At 42.2% G+C, this 15876-nt stretch carries 16 protein-coding genes and 1 tRNA gene; 11 read left to right on the top strand and 6 right to left on the bottom strand.

Annotation, left to right across the window (positions count from 1 at the left end; all coding sequences use genetic code 11):
- The first annotated feature begins 18 nt into the window (after window positions 1-18).
- The 5 genes from VOI46_RS03280 (at window position 19) to alr (ending at window position 4556) form a co-directional block, all read left to right on the top strand.
- Window positions 19-567 (top strand): RNA polymerase sigma factor, encoded by a 549-nt coding sequence (locus VOI46_RS03280; RefSeq protein ID WP_004588458.1) that lies wholly within the window; start codon window positions 19-21, stop codon window positions 565-567.
- Window positions 560-1036 (top strand): hypothetical protein, encoded by a 477-nt coding sequence (locus VOI46_RS03285; protein WP_004588459.1) that lies wholly within the window; start codon window positions 560-562, stop codon window positions 1034-1036. The genes VOI46_RS03280 and VOI46_RS03285 overlap by 8 nt, the downstream gene beginning before the upstream one ends.
- A gap of 9 nt (window positions 1037-1045) precedes the next feature.
- The gene (locus VOI46_RS03290; protein WP_004588460.1) at window positions 1046-1984 is read left to right on the top strand and encodes a DUF4097 family beta strand repeat-containing protein; all 939 of its coding nucleotides are present in this window, start codon (window positions 1046-1048) and stop codon (window positions 1982-1984) included.
- A gap of 113 nt (window positions 1985-2097) precedes the next feature.
- Window positions 2098-3477 carry a replicative DNA helicase gene (gene dnaB, locus VOI46_RS03295; protein ID WP_004588461.1) on the top strand — a complete coding sequence of 460 codons (1380 nt, stop codon included), beginning with the start codon at window positions 2098-2100 and terminating at the stop codon, window positions 3475-3477.
- Window positions 3477-4556 carry an alanine racemase gene (alr, locus tag VOI46_RS03300; protein ID WP_004588462.1) on the top strand — a complete coding sequence of 360 codons (1080 nt, stop codon included), beginning with the start codon at window positions 3477-3479 and terminating at the stop codon, window positions 4554-4556. Before dnaB ends, alr begins: the two co-directional genes overlap by 1 nt.
- A gap of 14 nt (window positions 4557-4570) precedes the next feature.
- Here alr and VOI46_RS03305 read toward each other — a convergent pair whose 3' ends face one another.
- The gene (locus VOI46_RS03305; protein WP_004588463.1) at window positions 4571-4810 is read right to left on the bottom strand and encodes a DUF2960 domain-containing protein; all 240 of its coding nucleotides are present in this window, start codon (window positions 4808-4810) and stop codon (window positions 4571-4573) included.
- 98 nt (window positions 4811-4908) lie between these two features.
- Between VOI46_RS03305 and VOI46_RS03310 the strand changes: the two genes are divergently transcribed.
- The 3 genes from VOI46_RS03310 to VOI46_RS03320 are packed head-to-tail and all read left to right on the top strand — an operon-like array spanning window position 4909 to window position 6629.
- Window positions 4909-5160, top strand: coding sequence for a hypothetical protein (locus VOI46_RS03310; RefSeq protein ID WP_004588464.1), 252 nt, complete (start codon window positions 4909-4911; stop codon window positions 5158-5160).
- Between the two features lie 41 nt (window positions 5161-5201).
- The gene (gene pnuC / locus VOI46_RS03315) at window positions 5202-5819 is read left to right on the top strand and encodes a nicotinamide riboside transporter PnuC (RefSeq protein ID WP_004588465.1); all 618 of its coding nucleotides are present in this window, start codon (window positions 5202-5204) and stop codon (window positions 5817-5819) included.
- A 3-nt stretch (window positions 5820-5822) separates the two neighbouring features.
- Window positions 5823-6629 (top strand): phosphotransferase, encoded by an 807-nt coding sequence (locus VOI46_RS03320; RefSeq protein ID WP_004588466.1) that lies wholly within the window; start codon window positions 5823-5825, stop codon window positions 6627-6629.
- On the opposite strand, the gene VOI46_RS03325 is transcribed toward VOI46_RS03320, so the two are convergent.
- The gene (locus VOI46_RS03325) at window positions 6626-6808 is read right to left on the bottom strand and encodes a hypothetical protein (protein ID WP_004588467.1); all 183 of its coding nucleotides are present in this window, start codon (window positions 6806-6808) and stop codon (window positions 6626-6628) included. The genes VOI46_RS03320 and VOI46_RS03325 overlap by 4 nt on opposite strands.
- A 234-nt stretch (window positions 6809-7042) precedes the next feature.
- Here VOI46_RS03325 and VOI46_RS03330 point away from each other — a divergent pair.
- Window positions 7043-7117: transfer RNA gene (locus tag VOI46_RS03330), tRNA-Arg, on the top strand.
- A 150-nt stretch (window positions 7118-7267) separates the two neighbouring features.
- On the top strand, window positions 7268-8494 hold the full coding sequence (locus tag VOI46_RS03335; RefSeq protein WP_004588468.1) for an HD domain-containing phosphohydrolase: 1227 nt from the start codon (window positions 7268-7270) through the stop codon (window positions 8492-8494).
- On the opposite strand, the gene VOI46_RS03340 is transcribed toward VOI46_RS03335, so the two are convergent.
- Window positions 8454-8777 carry a hypothetical protein gene (locus tag VOI46_RS03340; RefSeq protein ID WP_004588469.1) on the bottom strand — a complete coding sequence of 108 codons (324 nt, stop codon included), beginning with the start codon at window positions 8775-8777 and terminating at the stop codon, window positions 8454-8456. The genes VOI46_RS03335 and VOI46_RS03340 overlap by 41 nt on opposite strands.
- A gap of 281 nt (window positions 8778-9058) precedes the next feature.
- On the opposite strand from VOI46_RS03340, the gene VOI46_RS03345 reads away from it, so the two are divergent.
- Entirely contained in the window at window positions 9059-10327 is a 1269-nt protein-coding gene (locus VOI46_RS03345) for an outer membrane protein transport protein (RefSeq protein WP_004588470.1), read from the top strand.
- A 112-nt stretch (window positions 10328-10439) separates the two neighbouring features.
- Here the strand turns inward: VOI46_RS03345 and VOI46_RS03350 are convergent, their stop codons facing one another.
- The 3 genes from VOI46_RS03350 to pepA all read right to left on the bottom strand — a co-directional run bounded on the left by VOI46_RS03350 (window position 10440) and on the right by pepA (window position 15577).
- Entirely contained in the window at window positions 10440-13295 is a 2856-nt protein-coding gene (locus tag VOI46_RS03350; protein ID WP_004588471.1) for a valine--tRNA ligase, read from the bottom strand.
- A 55-nt stretch (window positions 13296-13350) separates the two neighbouring features.
- Complete coding sequence (locus VOI46_RS03355) at window positions 13351-13797, bottom strand: DNA polymerase III subunit chi (protein WP_004588472.1); 447 nt, start codon at window positions 13795-13797, stop codon at window positions 13351-13353.
- A gap of 268 nt (window positions 13798-14065) precedes the next feature.
- Window positions 14066-15577, bottom strand: a complete 1512-nt coding sequence (pepA, locus tag VOI46_RS03360; protein WP_004588473.1) for a leucyl aminopeptidase — start codon at window positions 15575-15577, stop codon at window positions 14066-14068.
- Window positions 15578-15876: the final 299 nt, after the last annotated feature.

Below are 15876 nucleotides of genomic sequence, written 5' to 3' on the forward strand. Positions count from 1 at the left end.
TAAAAGGCGACATCACGGATGTTACACACAAAACCCGAGCACACGCCCCTATGCGACCTTGCACTCATTGAGCGTGTTAAAGCGGGGGATCAAAATGCCTATAAGGCATTATATGAGCTGCATATAAAGCGTGTTTATGGTTTATGTTTGCGCTTATTGGCCGATGAAGCGCACGCTGAAGATGCCGCCCAAGAGGTATTTGTGCAGGTGTGGCATAAAATAGCGCAGTTTGACGGGCGCTCACAATTTTCTACTTGGCTATATAGCGTAGCAAGTAACATTGCGATTAGTTATGTACGCAAGCACAAAAGCTGGTTAAATAAAGTTGTGAGCATAGAACAAAGCGGTATGGATGAGCAAAGCGCACAAAGCTGTAAAGGATTAAACGGGTTAGATAAATTAATTGTTCGCCTACCAGAGCGCGCCCGCATGGTGTTTGTTTTATATGCCATTGAAGGCTACCGCCACGAAGAAATAGCCCAGCAATTGGGAATGGCAGTAGGGTCGAGTAAGTCGCAATATCATCGTGCAAGGCAGTTATTACAAGAGTGGTACGAGTATGAGTAAACAAAATTTTGATGACTACTTAAACGAGTCTTTAAACAATTTAAATAAAGACATAGCGCCCAATAAAGCGCTTTGGCAGGGCATTGAGCACGCCATAGTTACAGCTAAGCCACCTGCTGTTAAAGCGCCATTATGGCCTAAATTGAGCGCTATTGCTGCGTGCAGTGCAGCGGCGTTATTAGCAATAAATATATTTATGAGCAATAACGAGCCAAGCCAAGTGGTTGCTATGAGCGATTACTTTAAAGCGCAAAAGCAAAGTTTATTAGTGCAGTACAAAAACCAGGATGCACTTACTAATAACTGGCAAGCACAGTTACAAGAGCTTGAAGAAGCAGAGCAAGCAATTAAACAGGCACTTGAAAACGAGCCACAAAATCAGGCATTACTGACCATGTTGGCGCAAGTTTACCAGCAACAACTCGACTTAATTAACAAGGTGCATGCACCGCGTTGGCAGCAAATATAGGGGAATAACATGAAAGCAATTTTACTTGGGCTAAGCCTATTACCACTGAGCGTTTTAGCGGGCGAAAAAATAGATAAGCAAATAGAGGTGCCAAGCGGCGGCACTATTTTTATTGAAAACCAACGCGGCGATGTAAACATAACCGGCTGGGATAAAAACGAATTTAAAGTCTCCGGCGAGCTTGACGACAAAGCCGAAGGGTTTGATCTTAAAACGACAGGCGATAAAACCGAATTTATAGTAAAAATGCCACGCAATTTGGGGTGGGGTAACAATGGAGATGGCTCTAACTTAACAGTATTTATGCCAAAAAGCAGTCGCTTAGAATTTGCTGGCGTAAATGTGTCAGTGACTGCAAAAACACTTAAAAAAGGCGCTGAGGTTGATGTTGTTAATGGTGAAATTACGGTAGATGACATTAGCGGCACTGTTAAATTAAGCACCGTAAATGGCGATGTAAACGCACAGAACTTAAGCGGCAATATTCAATTTGAAACCGTAAACGGTGAAATAAACGATAAGCAATCAAGTGGCGAGCTGCGTTTTAGTGCCGTAAATGGCGATATTAAATCAAGCACAACCGCAAACGACGTACGATTAGAAAACGTAAATGGCGATATCGACTTTACATTATCGAGCATAAAAAGCTTACGTATTAATACTGTAAACGGCGAAGCTGAAATACACATCAGTGAGTTGCTAAAAGGGGCTGATGTTCGCTATGAGTCGGTAAGTGGTGATGCTGATTTTTACTTCCCGCAAAGCGTGTCGGCTCAGTTTGAGATTAAAGCGCACGCCAACGGTAAAATTATTAATAAAGTTACCAGCGATAAAGTGACTAAAGCTAAATATGGCCCTTCTAGTGATTTAGAGTTTAGTGCCAATGGTGGCAGCGCAAGTGTTGAAATGGATACTATAAGCGGGCGAATTGAGCTGCGAACTAAATAACGCTAATTAGCGTGTATGATTACAAAAAGCAGGAAAAGATTTCCTGCTTTGCTATTTGCACAGCCCCGCCAAGTCGATAGAATAGAGCCATTCAATTTTAGTACTGTGAAGTTATGGCCAAACCAGATAAGCAAGTCGATACCCTTAAAGTTCCTCCCCATTCAATAGAAGCTGAACAATCTGTTTTAGGTGGCTTAATGCTTGATAACCAAGCTTTTGACCGCGTAGCAGAGCTGGTTGTTGCGCAGGACTTTTATACCCGCACCCATAAGCTTATTTTTGAAGCCATGACCGCGCTTGCTGAAGTGGGCGATCCGATAGATTTAATCACAATTTCAGAAAGTCTTGAAAAAAATAACCAACTAGCAGGCATTGGTGGTTTTGCGTATTTGGCCGAAATAGCTAAAAACACCCCAAGTGCTGCGAATATCGATGCATACGCCAATATTGTGCGTGAGCGCGCGGTAGTACGCGAAATGATTGGCGTAGCTAATGAAATAGCCGAAGCTGGTTTTAACCCAGAAGGGCGCACCAGCCACGACTTATTAGACTTTGCCGAGAGTAAAGTATTTAAAATTGCTGAGCAACGTACAAAAAGTACCGAAGGCCCGCAAAGCATTCATAACATTCTTGAAAAAACCGTCGATAAAATCGAAGAGCTATACCAGTCGCCGCAAGACGGTGTAACCGGTGTAAGCACTGGGTATGCTGATTTAGATAAAATGACAGCAGGTATGCAGCCTTCTGATTTAATTATTGTTGCAGCACGTCCTTCAATGGGTAAAACCACCTTTGCGATGAACCTTGCTGAGCATGCCGCAATGACGCAAGACAAGCCTGTGCTTATTTACTCATTAGAGATGCCCTCTGAACAAATTATGATGAGGATGTTGGCATCACTTGGTCGTATTAACCAAACTAAGGTACGTACTGGCCAGCTAGATGATGACGATTGGGCACGCCTTTCATCAACTATGGGGCTGTTGATGGAAAAAGGCAAAATGTATGTTGATGATGCATCGGGGCTTACACCTACCGATGTGCGTTCACGTGCAAGACGTATAGCGCGCGACCACGGTGGTATTAGTATGATCATGGTCGATTACCTTCAGTTAATGCGCGTACCTAGTTTATCAGATAATCGTACTTTAGAGATTGCCGAAATATCGCGTTCATTAAAAGCGCTCGCTAAAGAGTTACAGTGCCCGGTTATTGCGCTTTCGCAGCTAAACCGTACGCTAGAGCAACGTGCCGATAAACGCCCAATTAACTCAGATTTACGTGAGTCGGGTTCGATAGAGCAAGATGCCGATTTAATCATGTTTATATACCGTGATGAGGTATACAACGAAGACAGTACAGAAAAAGGCATCGCCGAAATTATCATAGGTAAACAGCGTAACGGCCCAATTGGTAAAGTGCGCTTAACCTTCCAAGGGCAATTTTCTCGCTTTGATAATTACGCGGGGCCAGCAGTTGATGATGAATACTAATGCGCCTAGCCACTGCCGAAATTAACTTAACCGCCCTTGCGCATAACTTATCGCAGGTAAAACGTTTTGCGCCAAATAGCAAAATAATGGCGGTATTAAAAGCCAATGCGTATGGGCATGGTTTAGTAAAAATTGCCCAGCACTTAAATAGTGCTGATGCATTTGCTGTTGCCCGAATTGATGAAGCCCTCGCACTGCGCGCCGGTGGTTTAACAAAGCCAATAGTACTGCTTGAAGGTTTTTTTAATAAAGCCGACTTACCTATTTTATTGGCTAATAATTTTCAAACTATTGTGCACGACGAAAACCAGCTTGCAGCAATAGAAAATGCCACCTTAGATGCGCCAATTACTTGCTGGCTAAAAATAAACACCGGCATGCACCGATTAGGTATAGCACCGGAGCAGTTTGACGCGTTTTATAGTCGCTTGCAGCGCACACCCAATGCTAAAAGCACCATTAATTTGATGACCCATTTTTCGTGTGCCGATGATACGCACAATACTAAAACGGCGCAGCAAATTAGCTTATTTGATACGCTTGTAAAGGGCATAGATCAAGCACATTGTTTATCAAACTCGGCCGGTATTATAGCTTGGCCTGCAGGGCACGGTGATTGGATACGCCCAGGACTTATGCTTTATGGGGTGTCGCCAATGGCAAACTGCACTGGGCAAGAACACAATTTAAAGCCGGTCATGCGTTTAACCACAAAGGTGATTGCAGTGCGTGATGTTGCCGCACACGAGCGTGTAGGGTACGGAGGCCGTTGGCAAAGTGATAAACCGACCCAATTAGCCGTAGTGGCTATGGGTTATGGCGATGGCTATCCGCGTCATGCCAAAGAAGGCACACCGGTTATGATTGCAGGGCAGCGTTACGGTATTGTAGGCAGTGTGTCTATGGACATGATAAGCATTGATATAGGCGCAAACGAGCATAATGTTAAAGTAGGTGACAGCGTTACAATGTGGGGGCTGGAGCTTCCGGTTGAAGAAATAGCCCACTGCGCCGATACTATCCCTTACGAATTACTGTGTAATATTACACCGCGCGTAAGTTACGAGTATCAGCGATAGTTAATAAGTGATATTTATTCTTTAATAAAGTAAATATCACTAAAGCCCATACGGGCAAATTCTTGGTCACGAAAGTTACGTACAGCCGAAGAGCCTTTTGAGGTCATTTCTATTTGGCGTACCATGTTTAAGTAGTTAGTTAAATCAATACCTTCGGCAGCGGCAATAGCTTGATACATGTCGTGGTATTTGTCTTTTGCGAAGTTAATTTCGCGCGGTTGGTTTTTAAATGTATAGGTTATTCTGCGTGCCATAATAAGCTCAGCTAATTGAGTGTGAGTGTAATTTTACACTGTATTGAACTGGCATTGAACGATTTGTTGAAATCAAATAATTAAAAGTAGAGTTTAAAATGAAATTATCAGTAGAGATCAGTAAATACCCACTTCATCAAGATTACATTCCGTTTATTAAGGGCTTTATTGACCGTTTAAACGAATACGACAACTTAAAAGTGATCACCAATACGCTTTCTACGCAAATTTTTGGCGATTACGATTTAGTAATGCAAGTGCTAAACACTGAAATTAAACGCTCGTACGAAGAGTTTGGTAAGGCTATTTTTGTTTGTAAGTTTTTATCTGGCGATTTATCTCCAGAGTAATCGCCTTTATTTAACGTGTATTAAAAACGGTAACCGCACACATGGATTTTTTAACACAAACCTTAAGTGGTTTTACAGCAATGTCGCATTGGGAATATATTGCGGTAGGGTTGTCTATTGCTTATTTATTACTGGCAATAAAAGAAAGCCTATGGTGCTGGCCTGCCGCTTTTTTTAGCACGCTTATTTATACCATAATGTACTGGAATGGCGCGCTGCTTATGGAGTCGCTACTCAATTTTTATTACATGTACATGGCTGTATTTGGCTGGATGGTATGGCGCAAAGGCAAAGCAGATAATATTAGTATTACCTCATGGTCTACACAACGCCACGCCATTCTTATAGGCGCTACGAGCTTAGCGGCCATTATTATTGGCTATGTAATGCAAAACTACACCCACGCCGATTTTGCCTACCTAGATAGCTTTACAACCTGTTTTGCGGTGGTAACCACGTATTTAGTTGCTAAAAAAGTACTCGAAAACTGGCTGTATTGGATTGTTATTGATGCGGCCTCTATGTATTTGTATTACGAAAAAGGCTATTACCCAACGCTCGCGCTATTTATTTTTTACACTATTATGGCCGCGTGGGGATTTAAAACCTGGTACGAAGAGTACGAGCAAAGCCAAGCTAAGCCATTAGCGCAATTATAACGCATGCACCGTAATCCAAATATTGCCGCGTTATGTAGTGAGTTTGTGGCACCTGAGCACGTGCTACAAACCACTAAATTAGTGAATGGTTTAAGTAACGACAATTACCTAATAAAAACCGCACAGCAAAACTACTTATTAAAATGCTACAAATCGCATTGGCCTACAATAGGGCTACAAGGCCAAACTGCACTTAGCCAACATAACGTTTGCCCTAAACCCATTTGGCTCGATAAGGCTAACAGGCGAGCTGCATTTCGCTATATTTGTGGTGATATTGCTACTAATAATTACAGTATTGACCTAGTTGAAAAGTTGGCACGCGTTCATAGCTACCCTTTAGCTACACAGCCAATGGACATTGCAAAAGAGCTTGTGTATTACGCTAATAGCAATATATATCAACAGCACAGCCGCTTAATTGAAGATACGCTAAGCGCCATTAGTGATATGCCCTACAGCAGTGGCTTTTGTCATAACGATTTAGTTAAAGATAACCTAATAGTAAATTCAAGTGGCATGTATTTAATTGACTTTGAATATGCGCAAACAAACGACGTGTATTTTGATCTAGCGGCACTTGCGGTTAGCTTAGAGTTAAATGCGCACGCAGAGCACACTTTGCTTGAGCAATATAGCGCCCAGCAAGCAATACCCAGTGAGTTTTATTGCGCTTATGACAAGCTACGTTACTTTAAAGTGGTGTTTTTGGTGTTGTGTATAGGGTGGTATGAGCAGCGCGACATAAATAATAAGGCAAGCACATTACGCGCGCAGCTAAATAAGTTATTAAACGAGATAAAAGATTAAAGCCCGCCAAAACGCGCGGCAAGCTCTTTATACTTTGTTACTTCGTCAGCATCAAATTGGGGCTCACCGTTTTCATCTTCAGACTTGGCAATAAGCAAGCTCTCACGAGCAAGGCGTTTTACCCGCTCGGCTTTTACACCTAAAAACTCAGCCACTTGCTCAGTCGACATTAAACTCATAATTACATCCTCTATATAGTCCGTAAGCATTCAGAACATGTTGCTAAACGGTTACTATTTTTTTATCGAATACCAATAAATAGCTTGTTTTTGGCAAGTTGTGAAGTGTTTTATCAAAAACAGTTTGATTTATAGGCATATAACTCAATGATGCTGGTATTTATTTAAAGATCTCTTTATTATTGCCAGTGCTAAAGCATTGATATCGCGAGTTAGTGTTTTGGCAACAAATGTGCTCTTGTGGTGAAATGGATATCACGTGGCCCTCCGGAGGCTAAGTTCTAGGTTCGATTCCTAGCAAGAGCGCCATTTGCTTTTTATTGTTTTCCTGTTTACGCCTACCTTCATTTTAGTAGTCATTTATAGTTATATGGTATTGCCCTCAACTCAAAAAGTAGACTTTTAGGGTTAAACAATGCTATTTAGTAGGCATATTTAATTGTAGAAAACGCTTCTGCCATGCTCATCGCGTTACCCATTTCAGAGCTCACCCCAGGTATGTTTGTTGACAGTGTTACCAAACAGCATGAAGGGCTCAACAGTATAAAAATAAAAACCAGTGGCTTAGTGCGAAACCAGGCAATTATAAAACGCTTAGTAACCGAAGGCGTTTTAGAGCTGCTTATCGACTTTACCAAAGGCGATGCCGCCATACCCGATAAGTACAAACCTAAGAGTGCGCCCCCACAAAAGAGCACCACTTCAAGCAGTAAAACAAAACCACCCGCTGTAAAACCTGCGATTACCCTTGAGCAAGAATTTGCCAAAGCCAGCATCAACTTTGAGCAGCATAATCGCAAGCTGCAAGCTTTGTATGGCGATGTAACCACAGGGTTGTCGGTTAATTTAAAGGTGATTGATGAAATGGCTAACGATATAGTCAGCTCGGTATTTAGAAATACTAGCGCAATGACCATTTTAACCCGCATAAAAGACAAACATAGCTACAATTGGCGCCACATGATTAACTGCGCTATTTTCACCGCCGTATTTGCTAAATATTTAGGATACAAAGAAGAAGCCGTGCAACAGCTTGCTATGGGCGCGTTACTTCACGACTTAGGGCAAGCTAAACTCCCGCAGGGGATTATTTCTAGGCCAAGTAAACTCACTAGCAGCGAAATGGATATTATTAAACGCCATGTGGCTCAAGGTTTAGGTTTGGTTAAAGGTGAAAAAGGCATTACCCCCCTTATACTCGACATGATAGTTAACCACCATGAGCGATTAGATGGCTCAGGCTATCCGCGTGGTATAACAGCTGAAAAGCTTAGTCGCCCAGCGCGCATGATGGCAATTGTTGATGTGTACGATGCGCTAACAGCCGATAGGTCCCATCAAGAAGGGGATGAACCCATTAATGCGCTGCGTTATTTGTTGGCTAACAAAGAGCTATTTGATGCAGAGCTAGTACAGCACTTTATTAAATGTTTAGGTGTGCACCCAGTAGGCACTATTGTTAAATTAACCAATGAGCGATTAGCTCTCGTGCTCGAGGGCAATAAATCAAATCCCATCAAGCCTAAAGTTAAGCTATTTTATAATGCTAAACACGGGCACCACGTCACCCCTAAAGACTTAGACTTAAATGAGCCTGATCAAAGTATTAAAATAGTGTCGAGTATCAAGCCACTCGACTATCAAATTAATTTGGCTCGTTTGTTAAAAGAGCACTTGTTGAATTAGCTTTTTTACAGCGTTTAAGTTTTTCGCGCTTAGCAGAAATATAAGCGCCTAAAAAACAACTCGCCATTAACGTTAGCCATAATAATGTTCCTTGCTGTACATGCAGTGCAATACAGCAAAAAGCTAACGACACTAATGCACTTAGCATGGCCCCTAACCAGTAATGGTTTACGGGGTTATCGCATTGGCCGGCTTGTGTGCAGGCACAATAGTTTGCTTTATAAAAACAAAACACACTGGCGCCACAAAAAATGAGCCCTGCAATAATAAGTAAAATGATCACCTATTTACTTCCTTTGTGATTTTGTAATGAGTTTAAAATGCAGGGAATTACAAGTCAATCTAAATGATAATTAATTACAATTAGAGTATAAGCTCTAATAACACATTTCTGCTCCGATGAGTTTTAAATAGTTGTTAAAATGTAGTTAAAAAACGTGTTTTTTGGTGTTTTTTGTCGCTTTGTTACAGTTTTTTATAAAAAATTAAGGTAGTGTAGCCAAGTTTAAAATCCTAATAACAACACATAGATACCCAAACGCTTGTTTGGTTAAGGACACAACAATGAAATTTTCTAAAACTCTTATTGCAGCTTCGCTTGCATTTGTTTCGGCTGATAGTTTTGCAGCCGCGTTTCAATTAGCAGAGCAAAACGCGTCAGGTTTAGGCCGTGCATACGCAGGTGAAGCATCTATCGCTGATGATGCGTCTGTTGTTGCTCGCAACCCTGCATTAATGACTTTATTTAAAGATAAGCAACTTAGTGTTGCTGCTATTGGTGTAATTCCAGATGTGAGCTTAGAAGGAACACAAACCAATAACGGTATTGATCCAAGTGCCCTAGATGATGACAGCATAGCACCAAGCGCAGTTGTACCTGCCGCTTACTTTACTATGCCGTATAACGATAAAGTATCGCTAGGTTTTGGCGCGTTTTCTAACTTTGGTTTATCTACAGAGTTTAACGATGACTACGTAGCGGGCCAAATTGCAGGCGAGACAGAAATTTTCACTGTTAACCTTAATGCAAGCGTTGCTTATAAAGTAAATGAGCAATTTAGCTTTGGTATTGGCTTAAACTACATTTATGCAGATGCAACCGTAATCCGTAAAGTAGGCGCTAATACAAGCGGCTTTGATTTTGGTGCTGATGCAGTAAACCTTCAAGGTGACGACACCGGCCTAGGTTTAAACGTTGGTTTAATGTACCAACTAGACGAAAATAGCCGTTTTGGCTTTAACTACCGCAGCGAAACAGACATCACATTTGAAGGTGATTTCTCAAATGACTTACCAGTAGCAGCAGGCGGCACCGGTGGTGCACAACTACCAGGTTCTGTAGAGCTAACGTTACCAGCTATTGCTGAGTTTTCTGGTTCTCACCAGTTAGATGAAAAACTTGGCTTACACTACAGCGTATTATGGACAGGTTGGAGCAGCTTTGAGTCACTAGAAGCGCAAGTAACTGCACCAACAGGCGACAAGTTTGTTGCTTTTGAAAAGCAAGAGCAGTTTGACGATGCGTTTCGTTACTCTGTAGGTGGCGATTACCAATACAACGAAGACTTACTACTTCGTGCAGGTGTAGCGTTTGATGAGTCGCCAGTATCGCAAACTCACCTATCTATCTCTATCCCTGATACAGACCGTTTTTGGTTCTCGTTTGGTGGTAACTACACTATCGACACGCAATCAAATGTTGATTTAGGTGTAAGTATTATTCGTGGTAAAACACAAACATTTACTGAAGCTGATGAGTCAGGCAGTGAGTGGGGCTTCGAGTCTAAAGGCCACGCTGTACTTGTTGGCGCTCAGTACAACTACAAGTTCTAATGTAGCTGTGCCTTGTGGTTAATCGCAGGGTACAAAAAAGCCGCTCACTTATTAAAGTGAGCGGCTTTTTTAATGCCTATTAAATGATGTTAATAGGTATTCTTATGAAAGCTTATAAGCTTTCTATTTTAGTTTTTTGCTCAAGTAGCTTAGTTTTAGCATCGGTGAATTCAGCTAATTTAGCGTTTTCTTTTGCAAGTACGGCTTCAGGTGCATTGTTTACAAACTTTTCGTTAGCTAGTTTGTTTTGCACTTGTGCTAGGCCTTTTTCTGCTTTTTCGAGTTGCTTGTTAATACGTGCAAGCTCGGCTTCAACATCAATTAAGCCCGCCATAGGGATCATAATTTCAAGGTTGCCAACATAAGAGGTTGCACACGCTGGTGCCCCGTCTTTGTTTTCAAGCATTGTAAACTCTTCAAGTTTAGCAAGTGATGCTAAGAATGATTTGTTCTGCTCAATGCGGCGTACATCATCGCTTGATGCGTTGGCAAGTAATAAGCTAAGCGGTTTACTTGGGCTAATATCCATTTCACCACGAATATTACGAATAGCTAAAATGAATTGTTTAACCCACTCTAAATCGTCCATCGCTTGTGCATCAACGCTTGCTTCATTATAAACAGGGAAGCCTTGTACCATAATGCTAGTGCCTTTAGTTTCAAGGCCTGCAAGTGGCGCTACACGTTGCCAAATTGTTTCTGTGATGTATGGCATCATTGGGTGCATTAAGCGCAGTAGGCTTTCAAGTACAGTGATTAGCGTGTGACGCGTACCACGTTGTTGTGCTTCATTACCTTTGAATAATACCGGCTTAGTGAGCTCTAAGTACCAGTCGCAGAACTGGTTCCATGTGAATTCATAAAGTGTATTAGCGGCAAGGTCAAAACGGTAGTTATCTAAGTGCTCAGTATACGTTTTAACGGTCGCTTCATACTGGCCTAAAATCCAGCGATCAGCTAGCGAGTACTCTTTGGCTGCATCGCTTGTAAAACCACAATCTTGTTCTTCGGTATTCATAAGTACGTAACGGCTTGCGTTCCATAGTTTATTACAGAAGTTACGGTAACCTTCTAGGCGGTTCATATCCCAGTTGATATCACGACCGGTTGATGCCATTGCTGCAAGGGTAAAGCGAAGCGCATCGGTACCGTGTGCTTCAATACCATTTGCAAATACTTTGCGCGTGTCTTTTTCGATTTTAGCGGCAAGTTTAGGCTGCATCATGTTGCCAGTACGCTTTTGTACTAAATCTTCAAGCTCGATGCCGTCAATCATATCTAGTGGGTCAAGTACGTTACCTTTTGACTTAGACATTTTATCGCCGTTGTCATCACGTATTAGGCCAGTAACATACACTGTTTTAAACGGCACTTGTGGCTTACCATTTTCATCTTTTATAAAGTGCAGCGTCATCATGATCATACGCGCAACCCAGAAGAAAATAATATCAAAGCCCGTTACTAACACGTCAGACGGGTGGAAGGTTTTTAAATCATCCGTGTTCTCTGGCCAACCTTGCGTTGAAAACGTCCACAGCGCAGATGAGAACCAGGTATCAAGTACGTCTTCGTCTTGGCTTAGCGTAACATCATCGGCAATGTTGTTGTCGCGGCGTACTTCAGCTTCATCGCGGCCAACGTAAACGTTGCCTTCGCTGTCGTACCAAGCTGGAATACGGTGACCCCACCAAAGCTGGCGTGAAATACACCAATCTTGTACGTCGTTCATCCACGAGAAGTACATGTTCTCGTACTGTTTAGGCACAAACTGAATGTCGCCATTTTTAACGGCATCTTTTGCAGGTTCTGCAAGTGGCGCAACACGTACATACCATTGGTCGGTAAGGAGTGGCTCAATAACCACACCAGAGCGGTCGCCGTAAGGTACAGTTAACGCATGGTCTTCGATTTTTTCAAGTAAACCAAGTTCTTCAAATTCTGCGATAATCGCTTTACGTGCAGCAAAACGGTCTAGGCCGTGTAAGCGCTCAGGAATTGGCGCATCAAACTCAAGTTCTTTACCGTCAAAGGTGTATGTTTCACCTTGGCTTAGAATAGCAGCGTTTTTATCGAAAATATTGATCATTGGCATTTTATGACGCTTGCCAACTTCGTTATCGTTAAAGTCGTGTGCTGGGGTGATTTTTACACAACCCGTGCCTTTGTCTTTATCAGCGTGTTCATCTGCAACAATTGTGATACGACGATTTACGATAGGCAGTAAAATCTCTTTACCAATTAAATCTGTGTAGCGTTCGTCATCTGGGTTTACTGCAACACCTGAGTCACCTAGCATGGTTTCTGGACGTGTTGTTGCTACGACAATGTAGTCTTTGCCGTCTTGTGTTTTAACGCCATCAGCAAGTGGGTAGCGCAAATTCCACATGTGGCCTTGTTTGTCTTTGTTTTCAACTTCAAGGTCTGAAATAGCTGTGTGTAATTTTGGATCCCAGTTTACTAGGCGCTTACCGCGGTAAATTAGGTTTTCTTTGTGAAGGCGTACAAAGACTTCTTTAACCGCTTCAGATAAGCCATCGTCCATCGTAAAGCGTTCACGGTCCCAATCAACCGATGCGCCAAGACGACGAAGCTGCTTAGTGATAGTACCGCCAGATTCGTTTTTCCATTCCCAAATTTTATTAATAAAATCTTCGCGGCCTAAATCGTGACGTGTTTTACCTTCTTCAGCGTGTAGTTTACGCTCAACCAACATTTGCGTTGCAATACCCGCGTGGTCAGTACCTACTTGCCATAATGTGTTGTTACCTTGCATACGCTTAAAACGCGTAAGGGTATCCATTATTGTATCTTGGAAGGCGTGGCCCATGTGCAAGCTACCGGTGACATTTGGCGGCGGGATCATGATCGAATACGGTACGCCTTGGCCAGATGGCTTAAAGTAGCCTTTTTGTTCCCAGTCTTGGTATAGCGACTGTTCAATATCTTGCGGATTGTAGGTTTTATCCATTACACAGAACCTTAAATAAGTACTTAAATTAGTTGGTTAGCTTTATCCTAAACGGCTAGCTATTAATCTCTTGCGTGCTGATATTGGCACCAAGTTGGCGCAGCTTTTTAAAGCGCTCACGAGCGGCTTGTTTAGCTACAGACTCTACTGGTACAAAATCAAAAACTTGGCTAAAACGCCTAATAAAATCAGGTAGGTTAGTAGCTAAGTTAATTAAAACGTTACGTTTGCCAACAGGAGGCGTGGTGCCTATTTCTACTGGTGCGCCGGCTTTAGGGCCTTCGCCTTGCAGGTTATGCGGCACAAAACTGTCGGGATCAAATGCCCAAATGGTTTCGTCAATGGCATAGGCGGTATGTTCGTTATCTACAAAAATAAATACACGATGCCCTAATCGATACTGCTCTGCGGCAATTTGAGCTGCTAGAGCAAAATGATCATCAGCCTGCGCTTTAGATTCATCTTGTTGCTTTAGAACGAAAAATTGAGCATTCATGTTCATTGTATCGGGGTTTCCCATGACATTGAATGTGCACATAGTTGATACACATAAATTAAGAGGCAGATTTTGCCATATAACGGGGTTTGCTTCAATTAATACACAGATAATTACAGCAATAAAAAAGGCGCCAAATGGCGCCTTAATACAAGTTAAATAACCTAAGCTCTGGTTAAAATGTTTTGCCCTATGGCAAATAAATTTAACGCTGTTAGCGCTAAAAATGTCTGCTGAGTGGCTTTTCTAAATAAGGCTCAGGTTAATTAGATTATTAGTCGTGCGTAGCTTCGCTTACACCCGCTCGGTTTAATAAATACTGAGTAAGCATAGGAACAGGGCGACCCGTTGCGCCTTTTTTAGCGCCACTGCGCCACGCGGTACCGGCTACGTCTAAGTGAGCCCAGTTATACTTTTTAGTAAACTTAGATAAGAAACACGCTGCGGTAATAGTACCAGCAGAGCGCCCACCTAAGTTTGTAAAATCAGCAAATGGGCTATCGAGTTGATCTTGATAGTCATCCCACAGTGGTAACTGCCATGCACGGTCGCCACTTTGCTCAGACGCTTTTAATAAATCATGCGCAAGTGGGTTGTGGTTTGACAGTAAACCTGTTGCGTGTGCACCAAGGGCAACAATACATGCGCCTGTTAGTGTTGCTACGTCAATTACTGTATCTGGGTCAAAACGCTCAACGTAAGTTAACGCATCACATAATACTAATCGGCCTTCAGCATCAGTATTAAGCACTTCTACGGTTTGCCCCGACATGGTTGTTAAAATATCGCCAGGGCGATACGCGTTAGAGCTTGGCATGTTTTCACAGCCGGCTAAAACGCCAATTACGTTAATAGGTAGCTGCATTTGTGCCAGTGCGCGCATAGCGCCAATTACACCGGCTGCGCCGCCCATGTCGTATTTCATTTCATCCATGGCTTCGCCTGGCTTAATTGAAATACCGCCCGAGTCAAACGTTAAGCCTTTACCTACTAGCACAATAGGCGCTTGCTCATCGCTTGCACCTTTGTAGTTAATAACCGACATAACCGATTCGTTATCACTGCCGCGACCAACTGCTAAGTACGAGTTCATACCTAGTTCGGCCATTTTTTCTTCGCCAATAATATCAACGGTGATGTTGTCAAAATTGCTAGCCAGCGCTTGCGCTTGTTCGCCTAAATAAGCAGGGTTACAAATATTGGGTGGCATGTTGGCTACGTCTTTACATAGCTTACTACCTGCGGCAATGGCTAAACCATGCTCAATAGCGCTTTCACCAATGGTCAGCTCGCGACGTGTTGGTACGTTAAACACAATTTTACGAAGTGGACGACGAGGGTCTACTTTTTTGCTTTTTAGCTGGTTAAATGTGTATAGGCAATCTTGTGTTGTTTCTACCGCTTGGCGAACTTTCCAGTAGGTATCACGACCTTTAACGTGTTGCTCTGTTAAAAAGCACACCGCTTCCATTGAGCCGGTTTCGTTTAAGGTATTAATTGTTTTAGAAATTATTTGCTTATATTGCTTATCATCAAGCTCGCGCTCTTTACCACAGCCAACAAGCAATACGCGCTCGCTTAAAACGTTAGGTACATGATGCAATAATAAAACTTGCCCCGGCTTACCTTCTAGGTCGCCACGGCGTAGTAAATTTGAGATATAACCATCGCTGATTTTATCGAGTTGTTCACCAATGGGGGATAACCTACGTGGTTCGTAAACGCCAACGACAATACACGCGCTGCGTTGTTTTTCTGGGCTACCACTTTTTACGTTAAATTCCATTGTTACTCCTGGTTGTGAGTCATATACGTTATTAATTGGGGCTAAAAAAATAAAATCTAGTCTTCGCTACGTAACTTATGTAGGGGTAATCTTAATTTTAGCTGATTTTTTCTGACTCTTACTGTGTAATTGAACTTTATATGTTTAAGGGCTACTAATGCAACAATATATCGTGCACTTAGGTAGGATAATTAATTTTGTTAGCTTATAATAACGACTTATTTACCAGATAAAACTGGGTAAAATAGCTACTTTATTATCAAATTATCACTATTGTAGTGAAATTCTATGTTTAACAG

Origin of the sequence: Pseudoalteromonas sp. CuT4-3 (assembly GCF_035666335.1) — a bacterium.
Lineage (GTDB): Bacteria > Pseudomonadota > Gammaproteobacteria > Enterobacterales > Alteromonadaceae > Pseudoalteromonas > Pseudoalteromonas atlantica.

Excerpts from the sequence above, each read along its gene's own strand:
- VOI46_RS03280 (WP_004588458.1), top strand. The coding sequence starts at position 19 with ATGTTACACACAAAACCCGAGCACACGCCCCTATGCGACCTTGCACTC.
- VOI46_RS03285 (WP_004588459.1), top strand. The coding sequence starts at position 560 with ATGAGTAAACAAAATTTTGATGACTACTTAAACGAGTCTTTAAACAAT.
- VOI46_RS03290 (WP_004588460.1), top strand. The coding sequence starts at position 1,046 with ATGAAAGCAATTTTACTTGGGCTAAGCCTATTACCACTGAGCGTTTTA.
- dnaB (WP_004588461.1), top strand. The coding sequence starts at position 2,098 with ATGGCCAAACCAGATAAGCAAGTCGATACCCTTAAAGTTCCTCCCCAT.
- alr (WP_004588462.1), top strand. The coding sequence starts at position 3,477 with ATGCGCCTAGCCACTGCCGAAATTAACTTAACCGCCCTTGCGCATAAC.
- VOI46_RS03305 (WP_004588463.1), bottom strand. The coding sequence starts at position 4,810 with ATGGCACGCAGAATAACCTATACATTTAAAAACCAACCGCGCGAAATT.
- VOI46_RS03310 (WP_004588464.1), top strand. The coding sequence starts at position 4,909 with ATGAAATTATCAGTAGAGATCAGTAAATACCCACTTCATCAAGATTAC.
- pnuC (WP_004588465.1), top strand. The coding sequence starts at position 5,202 with ATGGATTTTTTAACACAAACCTTAAGTGGTTTTACAGCAATGTCGCAT.
- VOI46_RS03320 (WP_004588466.1), top strand. The coding sequence starts at position 5,823 with ATGCACCGTAATCCAAATATTGCCGCGTTATGTAGTGAGTTTGTGGCA.
- VOI46_RS03325 (WP_004588467.1), bottom strand. The coding sequence starts at position 6,808 with ATGAGTTTAATGTCGACTGAGCAAGTGGCTGAGTTTTTAGGTGTAAAA.
- VOI46_RS03335 (WP_004588468.1), top strand. The coding sequence starts at position 7,268 with ATGCTCATCGCGTTACCCATTTCAGAGCTCACCCCAGGTATGTTTGTT.
- VOI46_RS03345 (WP_004588470.1), top strand. The coding sequence starts at position 9,059 with ATGAAATTTTCTAAAACTCTTATTGCAGCTTCGCTTGCATTTGTTTCG.
- VOI46_RS03350 (WP_004588471.1), bottom strand. The coding sequence starts at position 13,295 with ATGGATAAAACCTACAATCCGCAAGATATTGAACAGTCGCTATACCAA.
- VOI46_RS03355 (WP_004588472.1), bottom strand. The coding sequence starts at position 13,797 with ATGAACATGAATGCTCAATTTTTCGTTCTAAAGCAACAAGATGAATCT.
- pepA (WP_004588473.1), bottom strand. The coding sequence starts at position 15,577 with ATGGAATTTAACGTAAAAAGTGGTAGCCCAGAAAAACAACGCAGCGCG.